This window comes from Microbacterium esteraromaticum (assembly GCF_014084045.1).
Taxonomy (GTDB): Bacteria; Actinomycetota; Actinomycetes; order Actinomycetales; family Microbacteriaceae; genus Microbacterium; species Microbacterium esteraromaticum_D.
This window is the reverse complement of sequence record NZ_CP043732.1, coordinates 2,975,959-2,992,385: the sequence shown is the minus strand read 5'-3', so window position 1 is coordinate 2,992,385 and position 16,427 is coordinate 2,975,959. Positions and strand designations below refer to the sequence as shown.

The window sequence follows — 16,427 nt, the reverse complement described above, 5'->3', positions numbered from 1 at the left end:
CACACGGAGGAGGTTTCGATATGGATGCCACAGGCAACGTCTCGTGGGTGATCACCGCGACCGCGCTCGTGCTGCTGATGACGCCGGGGGTGGCGTTCTTCTACGGCGGTCTGGTGCGGGCGAAGAGCGTGATCAGCATGATGATGATGAGCTTCGGGGCGATCGGTCTGATCGCGGTGCTGTGGGTGCTGTTCGGATTCTCGATGAGCTCCGTCTCGTCGCCGACCCAGTTCGCCGGCAACCCGTTCGCCGACCTCGGACTCGCCGCAGCCGCGGCAGGGCCTGACGCCAACGTCGCGCTTCTCGGAGTGGCGTACGGCGCGACGTTCGCGATCATCACGGTCGCACTGATCTCGGGGGCGATCGCCGATCGCGCCCGCTTCGGGCCGTGGCTGATCTTCGTCGGCGTGTTCGGCACGCTCGGGTACTTCCCGATCGCCGCTTGGGTGTGGGGTGGCGGATGGATCATGCATCTCGGCACGACGCTGTTCGGCGAGGACAGCGGGATCGCCGTGATCGACTACGCGGGAGGCACCGCGGTGCACATCAACGCGGGCGCGGCCGCACTCGCCCTGGCGATCGTGCTCGGCAAGCGCATCGGCTTCGGGCGCGAGCTGAACAAGCCGCACAACGTGCCGCTGACGCTGCTGGGAGCTGCGCTTCTCTGGTTCGGGTGGTTCGGATTCAATGCCGGCGCCGAGTGGCTCTCGGAGGACATGGGCGGTGTCGGCCTGATCGCCATCAACACCCTGGGAGCCGCGGCTGCCGGCATCCTGGGCTGGGTGCTCGTCGAGAAGCTGCGCGTCGGAAAGCCGACCTCCGTCGGCGCCGTGTCGGGGCTCGTCGCAGGACTCGTCGCGATCACTCCGGCGTGCGCCGCCCTGACACCCGGCTGGGCGCTGCTGCTGGGCGCGATCTCGGGGGCCGCCTGCGCACTCGCGGTCGACCTGAAGTTCCGCCTCGGCTTCGACGACTCGCTCGACGTCGTCGGTCTGCACCTCGTCGGCGGCCTGATCGGCACGGTCTACCTGGGCTTCTTCGCCACCGGACAGGGACTCTTCACCGGCGGTGACTGGCGTCTGCTCGTGGTTCAGGTGATCGCATCAGGAGGAGTGCTGATCTACTCGTTCGTCGTCGCGTATGTGATCGGGTTCTCGATCGAGAAGACGATCGGATTCCGCGTCACCGGCGAGGACGAGATCGCAGGAGTCGACCTGGCCGTGCACGGCGAGGAGGGCTACGCGCTCGAGCCGGTGCAGCCCGCTACTGTGGGCGGGTGAGCTCGAGCAGGAAGATCATCTCGGTCGTCGTAGACATTCTCGGCAGGGTCCTGTCGGGACGCAGCGGGGACGGGCAGCAGGCCCGTCCCCGCCCGCGTGCCACGCTGCGGCCGGAGGGTCGGAGCGATGGGCGCGAGCGCGACGTCCGTTCGACTCGCGATGCCGAACCCTCTGCGGGGCGGATGCCCGGGTCCGAGACCGTACGAGCCGACCCCGAACGCGTCCGGGATGTGCGCGTCGGCTACTCGCCCTCCCGCAACGGTCTGCCCGACTCGGGCGAGATCATCTGGACCTGGGTTCCGTACGAGGAGAACGACGGGCGAGGCAAGGACCGCCCCGTGCTCGTCATCGGCCGGCACGCCGCCGATCGCGTCTACGCCGTGCGGATGACAAGCAAGGCCCATGACCGTGACCGCGACTTCATCGCGATCGGCTCGGGCGACTGGGATTCTCGGGGACGCGAGTCGTGGGTCGACATCGAACAGCTGTACAGCGTGCACCACGACGGCATGCGCCGCGAGGCGGCCGTGCTCGATGCCGCCCGATACGGCCGCGTGGCGCAGGCGCTCATCGAGCGCTACGGGTGGGCGCGCTCCTGAACGCATCCAATCCGATCGGTCCGGGGTGACGAATCCCCGGTGAGTCGCCTTCCGCGATTCGACCGATCAAGGAGGAATCATGCGCTTCATCCCCACCAAAGTCCACGGCGTGCTCGACTATCTGGTCGGAATCGCGCTCATCGCCGCACCCTGGCTGTTCGGATTCGCTGCGATGGGCGGTCCCGCCGTCGTGATCCCCATCGTGCTGGGCATCGGCCTCATCGTCTACAGCCTGCTCACGAGCTACGAATGGGGTCCGATCAAGCTCATCCCGATGCCCGTGCATCTCGCCTTCGACGTGGTGGCGAGCCTGTTCCTGGCTCTGTCCCCATGGCTGTTCGGATTCATCTCGGCAGCGCCGAACGCGTGGGTTCCTCACGTCGTCGTCGGAATCACGGTGATCATCGTGGTGATCTTCTCCGAGCCGCAGCCCGCCCGGGCAGTGCCTGCGGCCGCGCGCGCCTGACGATCGACCGTGCCTCAGCAGAGTGATGGCCGTCTCATCGGCCGTCCCTCTGCTGCGGCGCCCTGCGGGCGGTGCGGCCCATCGCTCACCCGATCGCGGCGGCGATGGCATCCGGTGCGGTGGGGTGGCGGAACTCGAATCCACTGCGGGTGAGAGCATCGGGGGACACGTCGGCATCGGGAAGAAGCAGCGAGTCGGCCGCTGGGCGGCCGAGTGCCAGCCTCAGCGCCCAGGCCGGCGCGGGGATGAGGTAGGGCCGGTGCAGGCGGGATGCCAGGGCGCGCCCGATCCCGCCGGCCGTCGCTCGGTGCGGGCCCGCGAGATTCACCGGGCCATGCAGCTCGGAGTCGATGACGTGCCTGATCGCGCGAACCTCGTCGTCCAGCGAGATCCACGGCCAGACCTGCCGACCTGAGCCGAGCGGGCCGCCCAGCCCGACGCGCGTCAGCGCGATCATGGGCTTCAGCACCGCATCCGGGTGCAGGATCGGAGCGGTGCGCAGCAGCGCGACGCGCGTCACGCCGGCGGCGCGCTGCGCCTCGCGCTCCCACTGCACGCACACCTGGGCGAGGAAGGTGTCGCCCGGCCTCGCGGCCTCGTCGAGGTGCACACCGGGCTGGTCGCCGTAGTATCCGACGGCCGATGCCGACAGCAGCGCAGGGGCCTCGGACCTGAGCTCGAGCAGGGCGTCGGCGAGCTGCTCCGTCGGGCGCAGTCGCGATTCCCGCAGAGTCGTCCGATACCGCGACCCCCATGGCAGTCGCCCGATGCTCGCCCCGTTGAGGTTGACCACGGCAGCGGCTCCGGCGAGGGCTTCGGGATCGAGGCGGCCGCCCGTCAGCCACTCGACCTCATCGCCGTGACGTGGGGGACGACGCACGAGGTGCACGACGCGCACCCCGTCGGAGCGCAGCGATCGGGTGAGGGCGCCGCCGATCAGGCCGCTGGCTCCCGAGATCACGATGCGTGAGTCGTTCATGCGCGCCGTCCTTCCACGATCCGCGACGACCGGCGGCCGATGACCCCGATCATAGGGCGCCGCTCACCTCGCGAGCGGCATGCTCCGAGCGCGGTGCGTCTGGGTTCAGCACGACCTTGATGCAGCCGTCCTCCTTCTGCTGGAACAGCCTGTACAGGTCAGGGGCTTCGTCGAGTGCGGCGCGATGAGTGACCAGATCCAGCACGCCGAGAGGGTCGGCCTCGTCCTCGACGAGAGGCATCAGCTCGTCCGTCCAGCGCCTGACGTTGCACTGGCCCATGCGCATGGTGATCTGCTTGTCGAACAGGGTCTTCATCGGCAGGATGTCGGCGTCTCCGGCGTAGACGCCGCTCACCGAGACGGTGCCGCCGCGGCGCACCAGCTCGATCGCCGCATGCAGCGCGGCGAGGCGATCGACGCCCGCGTGCTCGAGAACCGGGCGGGACAGGGCATCGGGCAGCAGACCGACAGCCTGATGCATCAGCGAGATCGCGGGGCTGCCGTGCGCTTCGAGTCCGACGGCATCGATCACGGAATCCGGACCGCGGCCGGCCGTGAGATCGCGCAGGTGGGGGACCGCGTCCGCATCGAGATCGAAAACCTCGATGCCGTGACGCTCAGCCATGGCCCGCCGCTCGGGAACCGGGTCGACGGCGAGCACCCGGTGCCCTCGCGTGCGCGCGATGCGGGCCGCGAACTGCCCGACCGGACCGAGCCCCAGCACCGCGACGGTGCCGTCAGCGGGTACCTGCGCGTACTCGACGCCCTGCCAGGCGGTGGGCAGGATGTCGCTGAGGAACAGATACCTCTCATCGGGCAGCGTGGGCCCGACCTTCACGTGGTTGTAGTCGGCCAGCGGAACGCGCAGATACTCGGCCTGCCCGCCTGGCACCTGGCCGTACAGCTTGGTATAGCCGAACAGAGACGCACCGCTGCCGTGCTCGCGCACCTGAGTGGTCTCGCACTGCGATTGAAGCCCCCGCAGGCAGAACCAGCAGGTGCCGCAGGCGATGTTGAAGGGGATGACGACGCGGTCGCCTGGCGCGAGGCTGCGGATCGCCGAGCCGACCTCGACGACCTCGCCCATGCTCTCGTGGCCGAGGATGTCGCCGCGGTCGAGGAAGGGGCCGAGCAGCTCGTAGAGGTGCAGATCCGAGCCGCAGATGGCGGTGGACGTCACGCGGATGATCGCGTCGGTCGCTTCGAGGATGCGCGGATCGGGAACCTGTTCGATGCGGACGTCGCGCTTGCCGTGCCAGGTCAGGGCCTTCATCGATCGCTCCTCTGCTCGTATTCATGCGTGCCCGCTGTCGCGGGTCGTTCCCGTCGTTCGGCGGCGGTCGCGTGTACGCACCCTCCGGAGGACGGCATGGTCGGCAGACGGCGACGATCGACATCGAGACCGTGCGCCGAGATCCGCACCCGCGGGTCGCTGAGGGCGGCGATCGCGGCGGAGAGTCCGGCGATCGCGAGCTTCTCTCCCGGGCAGCGGTGCCCCGTCTCGACGTCCGCGCCGCCATGCGGGATGAAGGCGGGGATCGCCTCGAAGTCGGGCCGGTGGACGAACCGCTCGGGGCGGAACTCAGCGGCGTCATCCCACGAAGACTCGTCGAGATCGGTGCCGAGGATGTCGATGACGACCCGGCCCCGGCAGGCACATGCTGACCGTCGAAGTGGATGTCGGTGATCGCGCGCCCCGGCAGCATCGGCACGAACAGAGCCGTCCGGCGAACCTCCTGTGCGAACGCCACGGCGAGCGACCCGCCGACGAGCTGACCGCTGCGTGCGGTCTCGGCATGGATGCGCATGCGCCACTCCGGGTTCTCGTGCAGACGCTTGGCGGCGAAGGCGACGAAGCGTGCGACCGCGATCAGCGGACGGATGCTGTTCTGCAGCTCGATGCCGGCCAGGCGGTCAGGGAGCAGGCGCCCGTCGGGTGCGCGATGCCAGGCCCACGTGTGCAGTGCAGTGCCCTCGGGTGGGCTCAGCAGACCCGCGCGCACGTCGCGGATCAGTCGTGCACCACGCCGATCCGACCAGAGGCGGTTGAAGACCGTCAGAGCGAAGGCAGGGGAGAGGGGGCGACCGAAGCCGTCGACGATCTGCGCGAGCCTCGTCGACCACCTCGTACGGGCGTCGTCCGACCCCGGAAGGCCCGCCCATGCCATTCCGGCGCGTCCGAGCGCGCCGACCGCCGCGTCGTATGCGGTGCGGTCGCCTCCGGCGATCCATTCGTCGAGTTCACGCCTCCACTCGCGTTCCAGTTCGTGATGCAGGCGCCTGGCCTGCTCGCCCTCATACGCGACGTCCACGAAGGCTGCCTTGCGGTGACGATGGTCGGCGCCATCGAGGCTGTGGACCGAGCCATGCCCGAACAGCGTCTCCTGCACGAAACGTGGCATCGCCCCGCTGCGGGCGATGCGGCTCTCGTCATAGAAGACGTGCACGCCCTCCGCGCCGCGCACGAACATAGCCCGATGGCCGAGCAGTCGCATGGGTGCGGCGCGCGCGTTGTCGCGAACCCGCGACCAGATGCGCGCGCCGAGGTCGTAGCCGTGCACGAAGAGAAGGGGAGCGTCGTCTGCGATGCGGTGGAGCATGCGGCCAGCCTGAACGCTGCGCGCCGCCGTGTGAACGGGGGCGCGGTTCGCGGTCGGGTGTGCTACGGCTGCGAACCGGGCTCGATGCGCCGATGCAGACGACGAAGCCCCGTCAGCGCGCTGACGGGGCTTCTCTGTGTGGGCGATGCCGGACTCGAACCGACGACCTCTTCCGTGTGAATGACGATCGCGGCATGTTGCCGCGTGGTGTCGAGTGCTGGGACGTGCTGATCTGTAGCCGTCCCAGCGCTCGAACATCGCATCCCGTAGTGCCCCGTACCGGTCGATGGTGGGCAGTGTGCACAACGGAATGCACAACGATCTGACGTTGCTTGACCTACCGTTGCCACTCGCGCGACGCTGCCGATGAGCCGTCGCGCGGTAGTCTCGGCGACGTGACCCCCCACCTGAACCAACCGGTGACCCGACCGTCGATCCCCTCGCGCTCGTCGCGCTCTGCATCTCGATCTTCGCCGCTCTGGTCGGTCTAAGCGCGCTGATCTGGAACATCATCGCGTGGGTGCGATCCGGTCACCGCGTCGTCGTCGAGATAGACGTCGTCGTGCAGAACCCGGGACGCGGCATGTCCTGGGTGGGTCGGCGTAGCGAGCGCGGCTGGCCTGCGACATCAATACCGCCGAGCCAAGTCCTTTACTCGATCGTGTTCGTCAAGATCACGGCGCGCAATACCGGGCGAGCCGCTGTCGACATCGAGCGATTCTTCGTCGAGGTCGGTGAACCGTCCGAAGAGAAGAATCGGTCGTGGGTGATGAAAGGTGATCCGGCGTTGCCCCAGCGCTTGGAACCGGGATCGAGCGCGTCGCGTGAGTACATGCTTACGGAGGTCGAAGCGTTTACGCGAGGGCACAGTCGACGGCGCTTCCGGGGCGCTGTCGATCTTGGCGACGGCACGAGTCGACGCTCGCCGCTCAGTTTCGATCTCGACGCGCCCGATCGCGGCGCGGCGTTCCTCGCGTCGTCGACAGGGCAGATGCTTCAGACGCCCGCGCCGAGCGAGGCGTGACGGTCGACGTCGAGCACCACCGACGCCGCGCGCTCGCGCTGCTCGTCGAGACGCCGCCGCCGCGAGCGAGGCGCGGGGATGCGCCTGTAGGAACCGTCAGGCGCGGGCGCCGGTAGCAGGTCTGTCAAGCCATAGGAAGAATCGCATACGCGGTATCCAGTTCCCGAGCGCGCGCTCGTCCGTGCCGGTGCCGGTGCTCGGCGTTAGCGCGGGCGGGGCATCTCGACGAGCGCGGCTCGACGAATGCTCCCGTAATGCGAACAACGAAGCGAGGAACGGGATGGATATACTCACGCGCATGGGGAACGACACGTGATCCCGGCCTTCGAAGACGGGGCTTGGTACCTGCCACAAGGCCTGCACGCGGCGACGCTCGACGAGATCGAAGAGCGCTTCGTCGTCGCTGCGCCGTTCAGCGACCGCCGCCGCGTCGTCTTCGACGCGTTCCGCCTCTGGCACGGGATCATCACCAGCGTCATCCCTGATGCCCGGTTCTGGGTCGACGGCGGCTTCGTCACGCACAAGCCGTGGGCTGCTCCGTCCGACGTCGATGTTACGGTCATGCTCAGGCCGGATGATCTCAACAACCTCACCGAAGAACAGCAGCAGCGGCTCGACCCGATGTTCACCAAGAACGGGCCACCCCGCCAGCAGCCGATGTCGGGTCTGGTCGACGCGTTCATCTGCCTTCGCGGCAACGTGGACAACACGCTCTACTGGCGCGAGCATTGGTCTACGGTGCTCGACCAGAACCGCGACAAGGTAACGGGCACCCGCAAGGGCTTCTTGGAGGTGAAGCCATGACGCTGACAGAACAGGCTCTCGACGAGTTCCGCGACGCCTGGCACGCCGCCGAGGGCGACGACTTCGCGAGTCGTCTTCAGCGTCAGTCGCTCGAAGCACTCGCAGCGGAGAACAACGCGCTGAGGCACGTCCTCTTCGAACTCACGAACCGTGCGCAGTCCGAACTCGACCTGCATCTCGACGGCGAGACGGTGCACGGCCACGAGGCGAACGCCGAGTCCTTCGCTGCGTTTGTGCGCGGTGTCGCCGACGCAACGAAAGAGGTCGCGAAGCACCTGCTCGACCGTCAGCGGCGCGCATCGACTCTTCGCATCCTCGCCCCGGCCCCCGGTTCTGTCCGTGTTGTGTTGCGCGCAGCGACGCCCGAAGAGGCTGCGGGTCGCACCGCCCAGAACACGCGCACGCCGTCTGTCGACTCAAAGTCGCTCGACATGGTCGCCGTGCTGCTCGCGCGTTCTGAGGCCGACAGCGACGACTTGAACGACGACGTATTGTCTGGTCTGGCTGCCCGTCTGCCGCAGAAGGCCCACGCTGGGCTGAAGCGCGCCGCGAAAGCGATCGACGCCCAAGACTGGGACGTCCAGGGTGAGTTGCGGTCGCAGCACGGCTTCCAGCCGGTGCACGTTGGCCCGCACGGCGCGAAAGCGCTGCTGCGGGTGCTCGATGAGCATCAGGAGAGCAGCACGACGACGACGCTCTCAGGTGCGATCGACGGGCAGCGGCGGTCTATCGGTGCGCTCTGGTTCGCCCCTGACGGCGCTGGCCCGATCGAAGCAGCGGTGCCGACTCCTGAACTCATGGAGCAGGTTGTACAGCATGACGCGGCGAACCAGCGAGTGCGTGCTGAGTTCGACGTCGTGGCGATCGTCGGCAAGGGAGCGAACCCGCGCCGCCGACAGGTCTACACGCTGCGCTCGATCGAGCCGCTGCCCGATGCTCCCACGCTGATCTGACCGCAACCGAGCCGAGAGCGAGCCGCGATGTACTCCTGGAACTTGCGACGTCACGACGTCGAGCGCACGGGTGATCTGACGCTGTACTGGGAGGCCAATGGCGACCCGGTGAGTGACGACTACTACAGCGACGACACGTCAGCACGCGAACTGTGGCGCATCTGGCGCAAGCGTTACCCGGTCGACGAGCGAGCCGAAGAGCGCTGGGGCGAGGGCGCAGTGCGCATTTCCTGGTTCGTCGGCGGTGAAGTCTTCGAACCGGCACCGCACGCAATCAACCTCAGCGACTACGATCCCGAAACGTTCCTCGACACGTACACGACGCCGATCGACGTGGCGACCGGCGAGCCGATCCAGTGGACGCGACTGCCCGTCGAAGACAAGTTGTGGAACGAGAACCGAGCCGACAAGGGCGGATTCATCCAGGAGGCGACCGGCTGGAAGCCCTCGCCGCTTCAGCCGGTCTTCTGGCCCGACCAGTTGGCTGAAGCGTGCGGCCTGTTCATCCCCACGCGCTAGCGCTTCATCCCATGAGATGCGACCGCCCGCTCTGATCTGCGGTTTCCTTGGCTGCTGACACACCGATAGTGCAGTGACTCAGCGGTTCTCGCGCTCCTGAACCCACGCGATCATCGCTGGCAGGAACACGGCGTCACCGGCAGGGCAGTCGTGGCGGTGGTTCGCGACGATGGTCACGAACTCGCCGCGACCGGGCGCCGCATCCGGCCACTCGATCCGCTCGCCGCACGGGCACCCGCCGTCGACGACTTGCACTCGACGACGCGCCAGCGCTTCGCGGATCAGCGGCGGCGCGTCGTCGGGGATGGTGCGCACGATCATCCGGTCGTTCGGTCGCCCATACGGGATGACCCATTCTTGGCCATCCGTGAGCGGCGGCGCGTTCTCGTCGACGGCGACTCGGTCGCCCGGGTGCACGTTCACAGGTTGCCCTTGCCGATGGTGACGCGAGCCGAGCCGAGCGCTGCGAAGAGGTCTTCCTCCGAACTCAGCGAGCGGTTCTCTGCGGCGTTGTAGATGACGGTGATCGGTGCGCCGACCTGCTGTGTCGAGTCGTCGCTGAACGATGCGGCCTTCGCGTTGATCGCAGCGGTGAGCGCCGGGCTGTCGGCGAGTTCGCCCATCCGCTGATCGAAGTTCGGCTGCACCCGGACGACGCCCGCGAGCAGACCCTCGCCGAAGCCGTCGAACGGGTCGCTGCCGTGCAGACCGCGAGCGAACTGCGCCGAGATCGCTTCGCCAGCGTTCAGCACCGCACGCCAGCCCGACCCCGAGAACTGACCGCGCTTCGCGGGCGAGTGCGGGAAGAATCCGCCGACGAAATCCATCACGCCGCCAATCGCGTCGCCGACCGCGCCGATCATCGAGCCGATGCCGTCGATGAACCCCTGAATCAAGTCCTTACCGGCGTTCAGCAGCCACGAGCCGATGCCGCCGAAGAAATCCATGATCCGACCGGGGATCGACCCCAGGAACGACATCGCGCCGTTCCAGGCGTTCGTGATGCCGTTCGTGATGTTCGACCACAAGCCGCTGAAGAATCCGAGCAGCCCGTTCCAGATGCCCTGCCACCCGGCGATGAATCCGGCGATGAACGACGTCGCCCACGAGACGATGCCGTTCCAGACGCTCGTGAAGAATGCGCCGATCCCGGCCCACAGGCCGTTCCACCAGCCGACGATGCCGTTCACGATGCCCATCAGCCAGCCGACGAACCCCGACCACACGCCGACGATCCAGGCGACGAACCCCTCCCACACCTGACCGATCCACGACGCGAAGCCCTCCCAGACGCCGTTCCACCATGCGATGAAACCGTCGATCACTTCGCCGATCCACGTGATGAATCCCGACCACACTTCGGTGATCCAGGCGACTACCTGATCCCAGTTCATGACGAGCCAGATGATCGCGGCGACGAGCGCGACGATCGCCAGGATGATCCACGTGATAGGCGACGCGAGGAACGCCGCGTTAGCCGCCCACGTCGCGACAGACAGGCCGATGAATGCGAGCGCGAGCACGCCGATCGCGAGCGCGACGGCCTGAAGCACCATCGGATTCTCAGCGAGGAACCCGAAGACGGCATTGAGCACCGGCAGTAGACCCGACATCAGGTCGGACATCATGATCTGCACCTGGCGATTCATCGCCTCCATCTGCGACGCGGTGCTCGACCCCATCTTCTCGCCCATCGCGTCAGCCGAACCGGCGACGTCTTCCATGCCGCCGCCGAGTCCCTGAAGCGAGCCGAGGAAGCCCGGAATCTGCGCGACTCCGAGGTCTTCGAGCGGTGTGCCGAACAGCGCGAGCGCGGCCTGCGACTGCGCAGCCGGGTCGGTGATCCCCTGAAGCCCGGCCACGATCTCGTCGAGTGCCGTCTTCGCCGACTCGCCCCCGGCTGCCATGCGGTTCGCCATGTCCTCACCGCTGAGGCCGATCGCTGCGAGCGCGTCCTGTGCACCGCTGTCGCCGAGATCAGAGACGCGGATGCCGAGTTCCTTCAGCGAGTCGCCGGTCTTGTCGATGCCAATCGACCCTTGGTCAGCGCCGGACGCGAGCAGTGCGAACGCCTGATTGCCGGTGAAGCCCATCTGCGCGAGCAGCGGCCCGTACTCCGAGACGGCGTCGGCCATGTCGCCGCGCAGCGCTTCAGGAACGCGCTGCATGCTCGCGGTCATCAAGTCCATCGCCTCGTCGGCGCTGCCAGCGAGTCCGCTCGACATGAGTTGCTGCACCATCGCGATTGCTTCGGACGTCTCGAAGCCGAACGCGTCGGCGTAGGTCAGTACCTTCGCCGTCATCTTGTCGACCGTGGCATCGGATGCGGCGCCCATGCCCTCGATCTGGGTGATAACACCGCCTACGGCGCTCTGAACCTGCTCGACGGACTCGCCGTAGTTCTGCGCATAGACGCGCCCGGCAGCAGCGCCCACGCGCGCGCTCTCGGCCTCTGTGAGCGCGAGGCTACCCGAGATCGTCGCGAGCGAATCCTCGAACGACAGTGCGTCGCTCAGCCCCTGCGACATCGCAGCAGCGACGACGCCGCCGAGCACCAGACCGGCAGCACCAAAAGCCGCCGTCTTGCCGCTAAGCGTGCTCGGCATCCGGTCAGTCGCCTTGTCGAACTTCGACGTATCGAGATCGAGAAAGGCGACGAGTTCGCCCAGATCGAGTGCCATGCGGGCGAACCTCCGGAGATCGTGCGCAGGTACGACGTTCGCGCCCGCGTTTTGATCTCCGGCCCAGCGTGTTTGCCAGTGAGTGACACGCTAGCGCTCATTCGCCGCGACGTCTGGATTCAGGGCGGCGCGGCGCACTGTTCGGCCCTAGTCAGTGTTCTCCGCGAGCCACTGCTCTAGTGCTTCTCTCGTCCACCGCGAGACTGGTTCGGGGGGCGTGCCGCGCGACGAGCGCGTGGGCGGAACCTGCCCTGCCCGCATGGCTTGCACATACCTTGCGTGGTCATTGAAGTAGCACCACACTGACCCATCCGAGCGAGTCACGATGGTTGGGTTGATGCCCTTGGACGACGTAGGGATCACGACATTGCGAGCACGAGCGACTTCGAGGACTTGCTCTCGAAGCACCGTCAGTTCCTGACGAGCATCTTTCCGCTCGATCGTGGTGGCGATCTCGTGCTGCTCCTGTACCCATTGACGAGGGGCACCGCGGCGTTTCCAGATGCCCGCGATGATGAGCACGACCACTCCGCTAATCACGCCAGCGACGATGAGTTCGAACACGGCACCTCCTTTCGTGATCCCTGACGCTAGCGGACATCGTCAGGTTGGACGAGCATCGCACGAGAGCGTGGAAGGTGTGCCACTGCACTATCGCTGTGCCAGCAGGTCGAGAAACCCCAGATCAGAGCGAGTGCTCTCTTCCCTTGCGGTCAAGCGCTCCGGCGCGAGGGCGTCGAGCGAAGCACGAACGGTGAGCCAGCAGGCGTGAAGCGTCGCAGCCAGTCGCGACCCGCGTGCAGCAGGTCGGATGCGCCGAGGACGACAGGCACGCCCATCTGTGCGAGACGGTCGACAACGCCCGCCCGATCCTGCCGCGTGATCGTCGGCAGCACGTTCCGGCAGAGCACGACGTCGATGCCTGTCAGCGGCATGTGCGCGGCGAGATCGTGCGGCCACCAGCGGATGCGGGCGCTGATCGCTTCGTCGACGTGCACCCAGTCGCCGCTTCGTCGTAATCGGCGAAGATGCGGTCGGCTTCGTCAGCGGTGATCTTGCGCGCCTCGACGGCGGCATCGACCATACGACGCGGGTAGCGTCCCTCCCATGCGGCCTTCAGCGCGGGCAGCAGCAGTTCGCTCGCGACGATCTTGACGGTGTCGGGGGTGCGCGCGGCGAGCGTGAGGGCTTCTTCGCCGGTCGCGGCGCCAGCACACCAGACGGTGCCTGTCTGTGGGATGAGTTCGAGCAGTCCCGGCCACATCTCGGGGTCGCGTCCCCATTCGGTCTGCGTGGCAGCCCACGGCCAGATGCCGCCTGCCGCGAGCGCTGCTGCGGTGTTGTCGGTGTGAGCGTTCATGCTCCGGTGCCTTCCTAACGTTGCTTGTGTGATGAGAACGAGGGGCGGGCGAGATACGACCGCCCGCCCCTCTCGGCGTCGTCGCGGATGACCGACACGACGACGCCGCTCGCGACTACGCGAGATCGAGGCGACGCGTCCACTCGTCGACCTGGCCGTCGAAGCCCTCGCGCACGACCTCGTAACCCTCCGGGTCGGCGCGGTAGACGTCCTGCCAGGCTGCGACCGTCGCATCGCTGCCCGCAGCCGTCTCGGTCATCGCCCGGTGCCAGGCGATAGCCGGGGCGTTCTTCTGCTCGACGTCGCGCACGCCCGCAGCGGCCTCGACGCCAAGATCGGCGAGCCTGTCGAAGACCAGGCCGCGAACCTCTGCGACGATCTCCGCGCCGCTCTTCGAGTCGAGCACCTGCGGCAGTGTCTCGACGAGATCGGCGATCGCGAGCGCACGCACGTCGTCGGCGCTCGCGATGATCTGCCCGAGCGGGCGACCGGCGTCGAGCAGCGCCCGCACCTTGCCCTGCTCGTGCTGCATGCGGGCGATCGCATCGGCGGTCGTCGCGCCCAGCCCTGCGAGCACGTCATCGCGGCGCTGAGCGCCTTCCGGCAGCGGCGGCACCGCAGACAGCAGACGGGCGCGCGCAGCGGCTACAGCGGCACGCTGACGCTCTCCAAGGCCGGTAGCGCTCAGGCTGTCGTCGCTGATCTGCATCGCGGCGGTGATCTCGTCCCGGTAGCCGCGCACGGCGGCAGCGAATCGGGTGGTGTCAGTCACGGTTGTTCCTCTCTTCGGTGATCTGCCCGCTTGTGCGGGCCAGACGTTCTTCGTCGGCGTCGACGTCGTTCGCGAGCGTCGACGCCCATGCCTTCAGGACGGCCTTGAACTCGTCGACGCCGGTATCGACCGGCACGGCGTACAGCCCGGCGAGCCGAGCGCGGGCGTCCATGAGTCGCAGCATCCGGTCGATCGCGCCGAGATGCCCGGTGAGCACCATGCGCATGATCGACCGCTGGGCGACGTCGAGCGCTTCGAGTTCCTGCTCGCGCAAGGCCTTCGCGCTCTCTTTCGGCAGCGCCTTCAGCGCGCGCTCGACGGCTCGATACGCGCTGCCGGGGTTGGCGTAGCCGACCCGCTTCGCGATGTCGCGATACGAGACGCGCATGAGCCGCAGTTGCAGCGCTTCGTTCGCGCGCTGCGCGGCTGTGTAGCGGGCGGGCACACTGTTGCGGTCGCCGCCGTGCTCGGATTCGGTCACGGTTGTTCTCCGTTCTTCGCGCGCTCGGCGCGACGCTTTCGCTGTTCCTGTCGCTGGGCGTTCTCACGCGCTCGGTATCCGGGGTCTGCTCGCAGGCGCCGCTTGTGCTCGCGCAGCCGCTCGCGTCGACAGCCGACGCACTCCCCGTTGCTCGTCACTCCCCACGTCAGCCGGACGTGACCGCGCGGGCACATCAGTAGGTCGCCGCCGCGATCCAACTGCGAGTTGTGGCTGTAGCAGAGCGGCGCATAGTCGTTCAGATCGGTCGACCAGCGCACCGGCTTGCCGTCGCCGCCCTTCTCGCCGTAATGCGTCGCTTCGCCGACGAGTCCCCAGCCGTCAGCGAGCCGCGCGCAGCCCGGCACGACGCACGGGCGTCCGACAGCGCTGCCGCGATCGCGACGCAGCAGGTAGTGCACTCGGTTGTAGCCGCTGGTCATCGCTGCTCCCGGACGCCGAGAATCGCCGCGAGCAGGTCGCGCAGTTCGTTCGCTTCGGCACGGTTCGCGGCGGCTTCGGCGCTGAGAGCGGCGGCGTACGCCTTGACCGCGCCGTAATGCTGCGGGCGCATCTGATCGAGCGCGACCTTGTAGCCGCTGAGGGCGTGTCGGCGCTGAGCACGGGCCTCGCGCAGACTGTTCCGCTCTGGCGTCGAGATGATGCGGCGAGCGCGCTCGACGAGGGCGGCACGTTCGAGAGCCGAGCCGGTCGGTGTGGTGGTCATCGTGTGGTCTTCCTCTCGTCGAGCACTTCAGGGTGAGTGAAGCGCCTACCTGTCTGATCTGCGGTTTTCGCGGTCGATGTGCTCTGGGTGTGCAGGTGCGGGCGGATCACATCGACGAATCCGACGAGCGCGCCCGCGAGCATCAGCAGCCCGGCGAGTGTGTAGTAGGTCATGCGGTCGTCCTTTCGTCGTTCAGCAGCAGCCCGCGTTCGCGTGCGTATCGACGCGTCGCAGGCGATAGATCAGCGATCGAGCAATCGAACGGCTCGCCGTTGTGAGCACGTCGCTCGATCTCGGGCCAGTTCTCGCGGATGAACTCGGCTGCCTCTGCGCTCGTCTGAGGCTCAGCCGCGACGTCGAGCAGATGAGCGATGTCTGATGCGAACACCATCTGTCGATCGCTGGGACGGCGCGCAGCGCGTGCGATGCGCTTTCCTGTCGGAGAGGGAGGTAGAGAGATAGGTAGAGGGGTAACGGTCTGGGCGTTACCCATTCCCTCTGAAACCGTTACCCATTCGCCCTCGGAACCGTTACCCATTCCGTGTTCGCCGTGAGTCACGCGTGACACGTCATCGTCGAAACCGTTACCCATTCCCGAGCGTGAACCGTTACCCATTCCTGGGTCACCCAGCACGAGCAGTTCGTACTCAGCCCGATGCCCGCGATGCGCGGCCGAGCGCTTGCGGATGAGCCCCTTCGAGATCAGCGAAGGGAGGATGCGCACGCTGAGCGCCTGCTTTGCGGCAGGCGTGCCCGGCGTCTTGCCGATCGCGAGCGCGAGCCGATCGTGACCCCAGGTGTAGAGCGGCGCGTCATCGTCGACCGCGATAGCCATGTCGAGCAGCACCGCGCGTTCGAGCGACGTCACCGTCGTCGTCAGCAGCGCGCTCTTCATGCGCTCCAAGGTCGTGAATCCCACGTCTCTCGCCCTCCGTCGAGCCGGTCGCTCAGTCGTTCGTGTGCTCGATGCCGAACATGCGGAGGAACGGGACAGTGGGGATGAGCACGCGCCCTCGGATGCGGATCGAAGGAATCTCGCCCGAGCGGACGGCGAGCCACATCGTGCTCTCGCCGACGCCCAAGATCGGGGCGGCGTCTCGCACGTCGAATGCGACGGGGAGGGGGTTCGGAAGGTCGAAGTCTGCGGCGGTCAGGGTGACGGCGGGCTTCACGGTGGCGGGCATG

At 67.5% G+C, this 16,427-nt stretch carries 22 protein-coding genes; 8 read left to right on the top strand and 14 right to left on the bottom strand.

The annotated features are described in order from the left end of the window. Positions 1-20 precede the first annotated feature (20 nt). From FVO59_RS14410 to FVO59_RS14400, 3 genes are all read left to right on the top strand, one after another. Complete coding sequence (locus tag FVO59_RS14410) at positions 21-1,280, top strand: ammonium transporter (RefSeq protein WP_182253245.1); 1,260 nt, start codon at positions 21-23, stop codon at positions 1,278-1,280. Between the two features lie 182 nt (positions 1,281-1,462). Continuing rightward, positions 1,463-1,879: a type II toxin-antitoxin system PemK/MazF family toxin gene (locus tag FVO59_RS14405; RefSeq protein ID WP_182253244.1), complete on the top strand. Its 417-nt coding sequence runs from the start codon at positions 1,463-1,465 to the stop codon at positions 1,877-1,879. A gap of 79 nt (positions 1,880-1,958) precedes the next feature. Continuing rightward, entirely contained in the window at positions 1,959-2,345 is a 387-nt protein-coding gene (locus tag FVO59_RS14400) for an SPW repeat domain-containing protein (RefSeq protein ID WP_182253243.1), read from the top strand. Between the two features lie 85 nt (positions 2,346-2,430). On the opposite strand, the gene FVO59_RS14395 is transcribed toward FVO59_RS14400, so the two are convergent. Together FVO59_RS14395 and FVO59_RS14390 are read right to left on the bottom strand one after the other, a co-directional pair. After that, entirely contained in the window at positions 2,431-3,324 is an 894-nt protein-coding gene (locus FVO59_RS14395; RefSeq protein WP_182253242.1) for a TIGR01777 family oxidoreductase, read from the bottom strand. A 49-nt stretch (positions 3,325-3,373) separates the two neighbouring features. Then, entirely contained in the window at positions 3,374-4,597 is a 1,224-nt protein-coding gene (locus FVO59_RS14390) for a zinc-dependent alcohol dehydrogenase (protein WP_182253241.1), read from the bottom strand. Positions 4,598-4,982: 385 nt separating this feature from the next. Here FVO59_RS14390 and FVO59_RS14385 point away from each other — a divergent pair, with 385 nt between their 5' ends. The 5 genes from FVO59_RS14385 (at position 4,983) to FVO59_RS16285 (ending at position 9,224) form a co-directional block, all read left to right on the top strand. Continuing rightward, positions 4,983-6,104, top strand: a complete 1,122-nt coding sequence (locus FVO59_RS14385; RefSeq protein WP_182253240.1) for a hypothetical protein — start codon at positions 4,983-4,985, stop codon at positions 6,102-6,104. A 340-nt stretch (positions 6,105-6,444) separates the two neighbouring features. Continuing rightward, a complete protein-coding gene (locus FVO59_RS14380; protein WP_182253239.1) occupies positions 6,445-6,948 on the top strand; it encodes a hypothetical protein in 504 nt (167 codons plus the stop codon). A gap of 312 nt (positions 6,949-7,260) precedes the next feature. Next, complete coding sequence (locus FVO59_RS14375; RefSeq protein WP_182253238.1) at positions 7,261-7,752, top strand: DUF6932 family protein; 492 nt, start codon at positions 7,261-7,263, stop codon at positions 7,750-7,752. Further along, positions 7,677-8,705 (top strand): hypothetical protein, encoded by a 1,029-nt coding sequence (locus FVO59_RS14370; protein ID WP_182253237.1) that lies wholly within the window; start codon positions 7,677-7,679, stop codon positions 8,703-8,705. The genes FVO59_RS14375 and FVO59_RS14370 overlap by 76 nt, the downstream gene beginning before the upstream one ends. Positions 8,706-8,732: 27 nt before the next feature. Next, entirely contained in the window at positions 8,733-9,224 is a 492-nt protein-coding gene (locus FVO59_RS16285) for a hypothetical protein (protein WP_220465682.1), read from the top strand. Between the two features lie 78 nt (positions 9,225-9,302). Here FVO59_RS16285 and FVO59_RS14360 read toward each other — a convergent pair whose 3' ends face one another. The 12 genes from FVO59_RS14360 to FVO59_RS14305 all read right to left on the bottom strand — a co-directional run bounded on the left by FVO59_RS14360 (position 9,303) and on the right by FVO59_RS14305 (position 16,426). Further along, the gene (locus FVO59_RS14360) at positions 9,303-9,647 is read right to left on the bottom strand and encodes a hypothetical protein (RefSeq protein ID WP_182253236.1); all 345 of its coding nucleotides are present in this window, start codon (positions 9,645-9,647) and stop codon (positions 9,303-9,305) included. Then, positions 9,644-11,905, bottom strand: coding sequence for a phage tail tape measure protein (locus FVO59_RS14355; protein WP_182253235.1), 2,262 nt, complete (start codon positions 11,903-11,905; stop codon positions 9,644-9,646). Before FVO59_RS14355 ends, FVO59_RS14360 begins: the two co-directional genes overlap by 4 nt. A gap of 147 nt (positions 11,906-12,052) precedes the next feature. Continuing rightward, positions 12,053-12,469, bottom strand: coding sequence for a hypothetical protein (locus FVO59_RS14350; protein WP_182253234.1), 417 nt, complete (start codon positions 12,467-12,469; stop codon positions 12,053-12,055). A 149-nt stretch (positions 12,470-12,618) separates the two neighbouring features. After that, the gene (locus FVO59_RS14345) at positions 12,619-12,903 is read right to left on the bottom strand and encodes a protein-glutamate O-methyltransferase CheR (RefSeq protein WP_182253233.1); all 285 of its coding nucleotides are present in this window, start codon (positions 12,901-12,903) and stop codon (positions 12,619-12,621) included. After that, positions 12,831-13,265: a protein-glutamate O-methyltransferase CheR gene (locus tag FVO59_RS14340; protein WP_182253232.1), complete on the bottom strand. Its 435-nt coding sequence runs from the start codon at positions 13,263-13,265 to the stop codon at positions 12,831-12,833. Before FVO59_RS14340 ends, FVO59_RS14345 begins: the two co-directional genes overlap by 73 nt. A 115-nt stretch (positions 13,266-13,380) precedes the next feature. After that, positions 13,381-14,037 (bottom strand): hypothetical protein, encoded by a 657-nt coding sequence (locus FVO59_RS14335; RefSeq protein ID WP_182253231.1) that lies wholly within the window; start codon positions 14,035-14,037, stop codon positions 13,381-13,383. Beyond that, positions 14,030-14,518, bottom strand: a complete 489-nt coding sequence (locus FVO59_RS14330; protein WP_182253230.1) for an MGMT family protein — start codon at positions 14,516-14,518, stop codon at positions 14,030-14,032. The genes FVO59_RS14335 and FVO59_RS14330 overlap by 8 nt, the downstream gene beginning before the upstream one ends. Beyond that, positions 14,515-14,958, bottom strand: coding sequence for a hypothetical protein (locus tag FVO59_RS14325; protein WP_182253229.1), 444 nt, complete (start codon positions 14,956-14,958; stop codon positions 14,515-14,517). The genes FVO59_RS14330 and FVO59_RS14325 overlap by 4 nt, the downstream gene beginning before the upstream one ends. Next, entirely contained in the window at positions 14,955-15,242 is a 288-nt protein-coding gene (locus FVO59_RS14320) for a hypothetical protein (RefSeq protein WP_182253228.1), read from the bottom strand. The genes FVO59_RS14325 and FVO59_RS14320 overlap by 4 nt, the downstream gene beginning before the upstream one ends. Further along, entirely contained in the window at positions 15,239-15,415 is a 177-nt protein-coding gene (locus FVO59_RS14315) for a hypothetical protein (RefSeq protein ID WP_182253227.1), read from the bottom strand. The genes FVO59_RS14320 and FVO59_RS14315 overlap by 4 nt, the downstream gene beginning before the upstream one ends. Beyond that, positions 15,412-16,161 carry a hypothetical protein gene (locus tag FVO59_RS14310; protein WP_182253226.1) on the bottom strand — a complete coding sequence of 250 codons (750 nt, stop codon included), beginning with the start codon at positions 16,159-16,161 and terminating at the stop codon, positions 15,412-15,414. Before FVO59_RS14310 ends, FVO59_RS14315 begins: the two co-directional genes overlap by 4 nt. A gap of 28 nt (positions 16,162-16,189) precedes the next feature. Beyond that, on the bottom strand, positions 16,190-16,426 hold the full coding sequence (locus FVO59_RS14305; protein ID WP_182253225.1) for a helix-turn-helix domain-containing protein: 237 nt from the start codon (positions 16,424-16,426) through the stop codon (positions 16,190-16,192). Position 16,427: the final 1 nt, after the last annotated feature.

Coding starts and splice junctions, on each gene's coding strand:
- FVO59_RS14410 (WP_182253245.1), top strand. CDS start 21: ATGGATGCCACAGGCAACGTCTCGTGGGTGATCACCGCGACCGCGCTC.
- FVO59_RS14405 (WP_182253244.1), top strand. CDS start 1,463: ATGCCCGGGTCCGAGACCGTACGAGCCGACCCCGAACGCGTCCGGGAT.
- FVO59_RS14400 (WP_182253243.1), top strand. CDS start 1,959: ATGCGCTTCATCCCCACCAAAGTCCACGGCGTGCTCGACTATCTGGTC.
- FVO59_RS14395 (WP_182253242.1), bottom strand. CDS start 3,324: ATGAACGACTCACGCATCGTGATCTCGGGAGCCAGCGGCCTGATCGGC.
- FVO59_RS14390 (WP_182253241.1), bottom strand. CDS start 4,597: ATGAAGGCCCTGACCTGGCACGGCAAGCGCGACGTCCGCATCGAACAG.
- FVO59_RS14385 (WP_182253240.1), top strand. CDS start 4,983: ATGCTGACCGTCGAAGTGGATGTCGGTGATCGCGCGCCCCGGCAGCAT.
- FVO59_RS16285 (WP_220465682.1), top strand. CDS start 8,733: ATGTACTCCTGGAACTTGCGACGTCACGACGTCGAGCGCACGGGTGAT.
- FVO59_RS14355 (WP_182253235.1), bottom strand. CDS start 11,905: ATGGCACTCGATCTGGGCGAACTCGTCGCCTTTCTCGATCTCGATACG.
- FVO59_RS14340 (WP_182253232.1), bottom strand. CDS start 13,265: ATGAACGCTCACACCGACAACACCGCAGCAGCGCTCGCGGCAGGCGGC.
- FVO59_RS14325 (WP_182253229.1), bottom strand. CDS start 14,958: ATGACCAGCGGCTACAACCGAGTGCACTACCTGCTGCGTCGCGATCGC.
- FVO59_RS14320 (WP_182253228.1), bottom strand. CDS start 15,242: ATGACCACCACACCGACCGGCTCGGCTCTCGAACGTGCCGCCCTCGTC.
- FVO59_RS14315 (WP_182253227.1), bottom strand. CDS start 15,415: ATGACCTACTACACACTCGCCGGGCTGCTGATGCTCGCGGGCGCGCTC.
- FVO59_RS14305 (WP_182253225.1), bottom strand. CDS start 16,426: ATGCCCGCCACCGTGAAGCCCGCCGTCACCCTGACCGCCGCAGACTTC.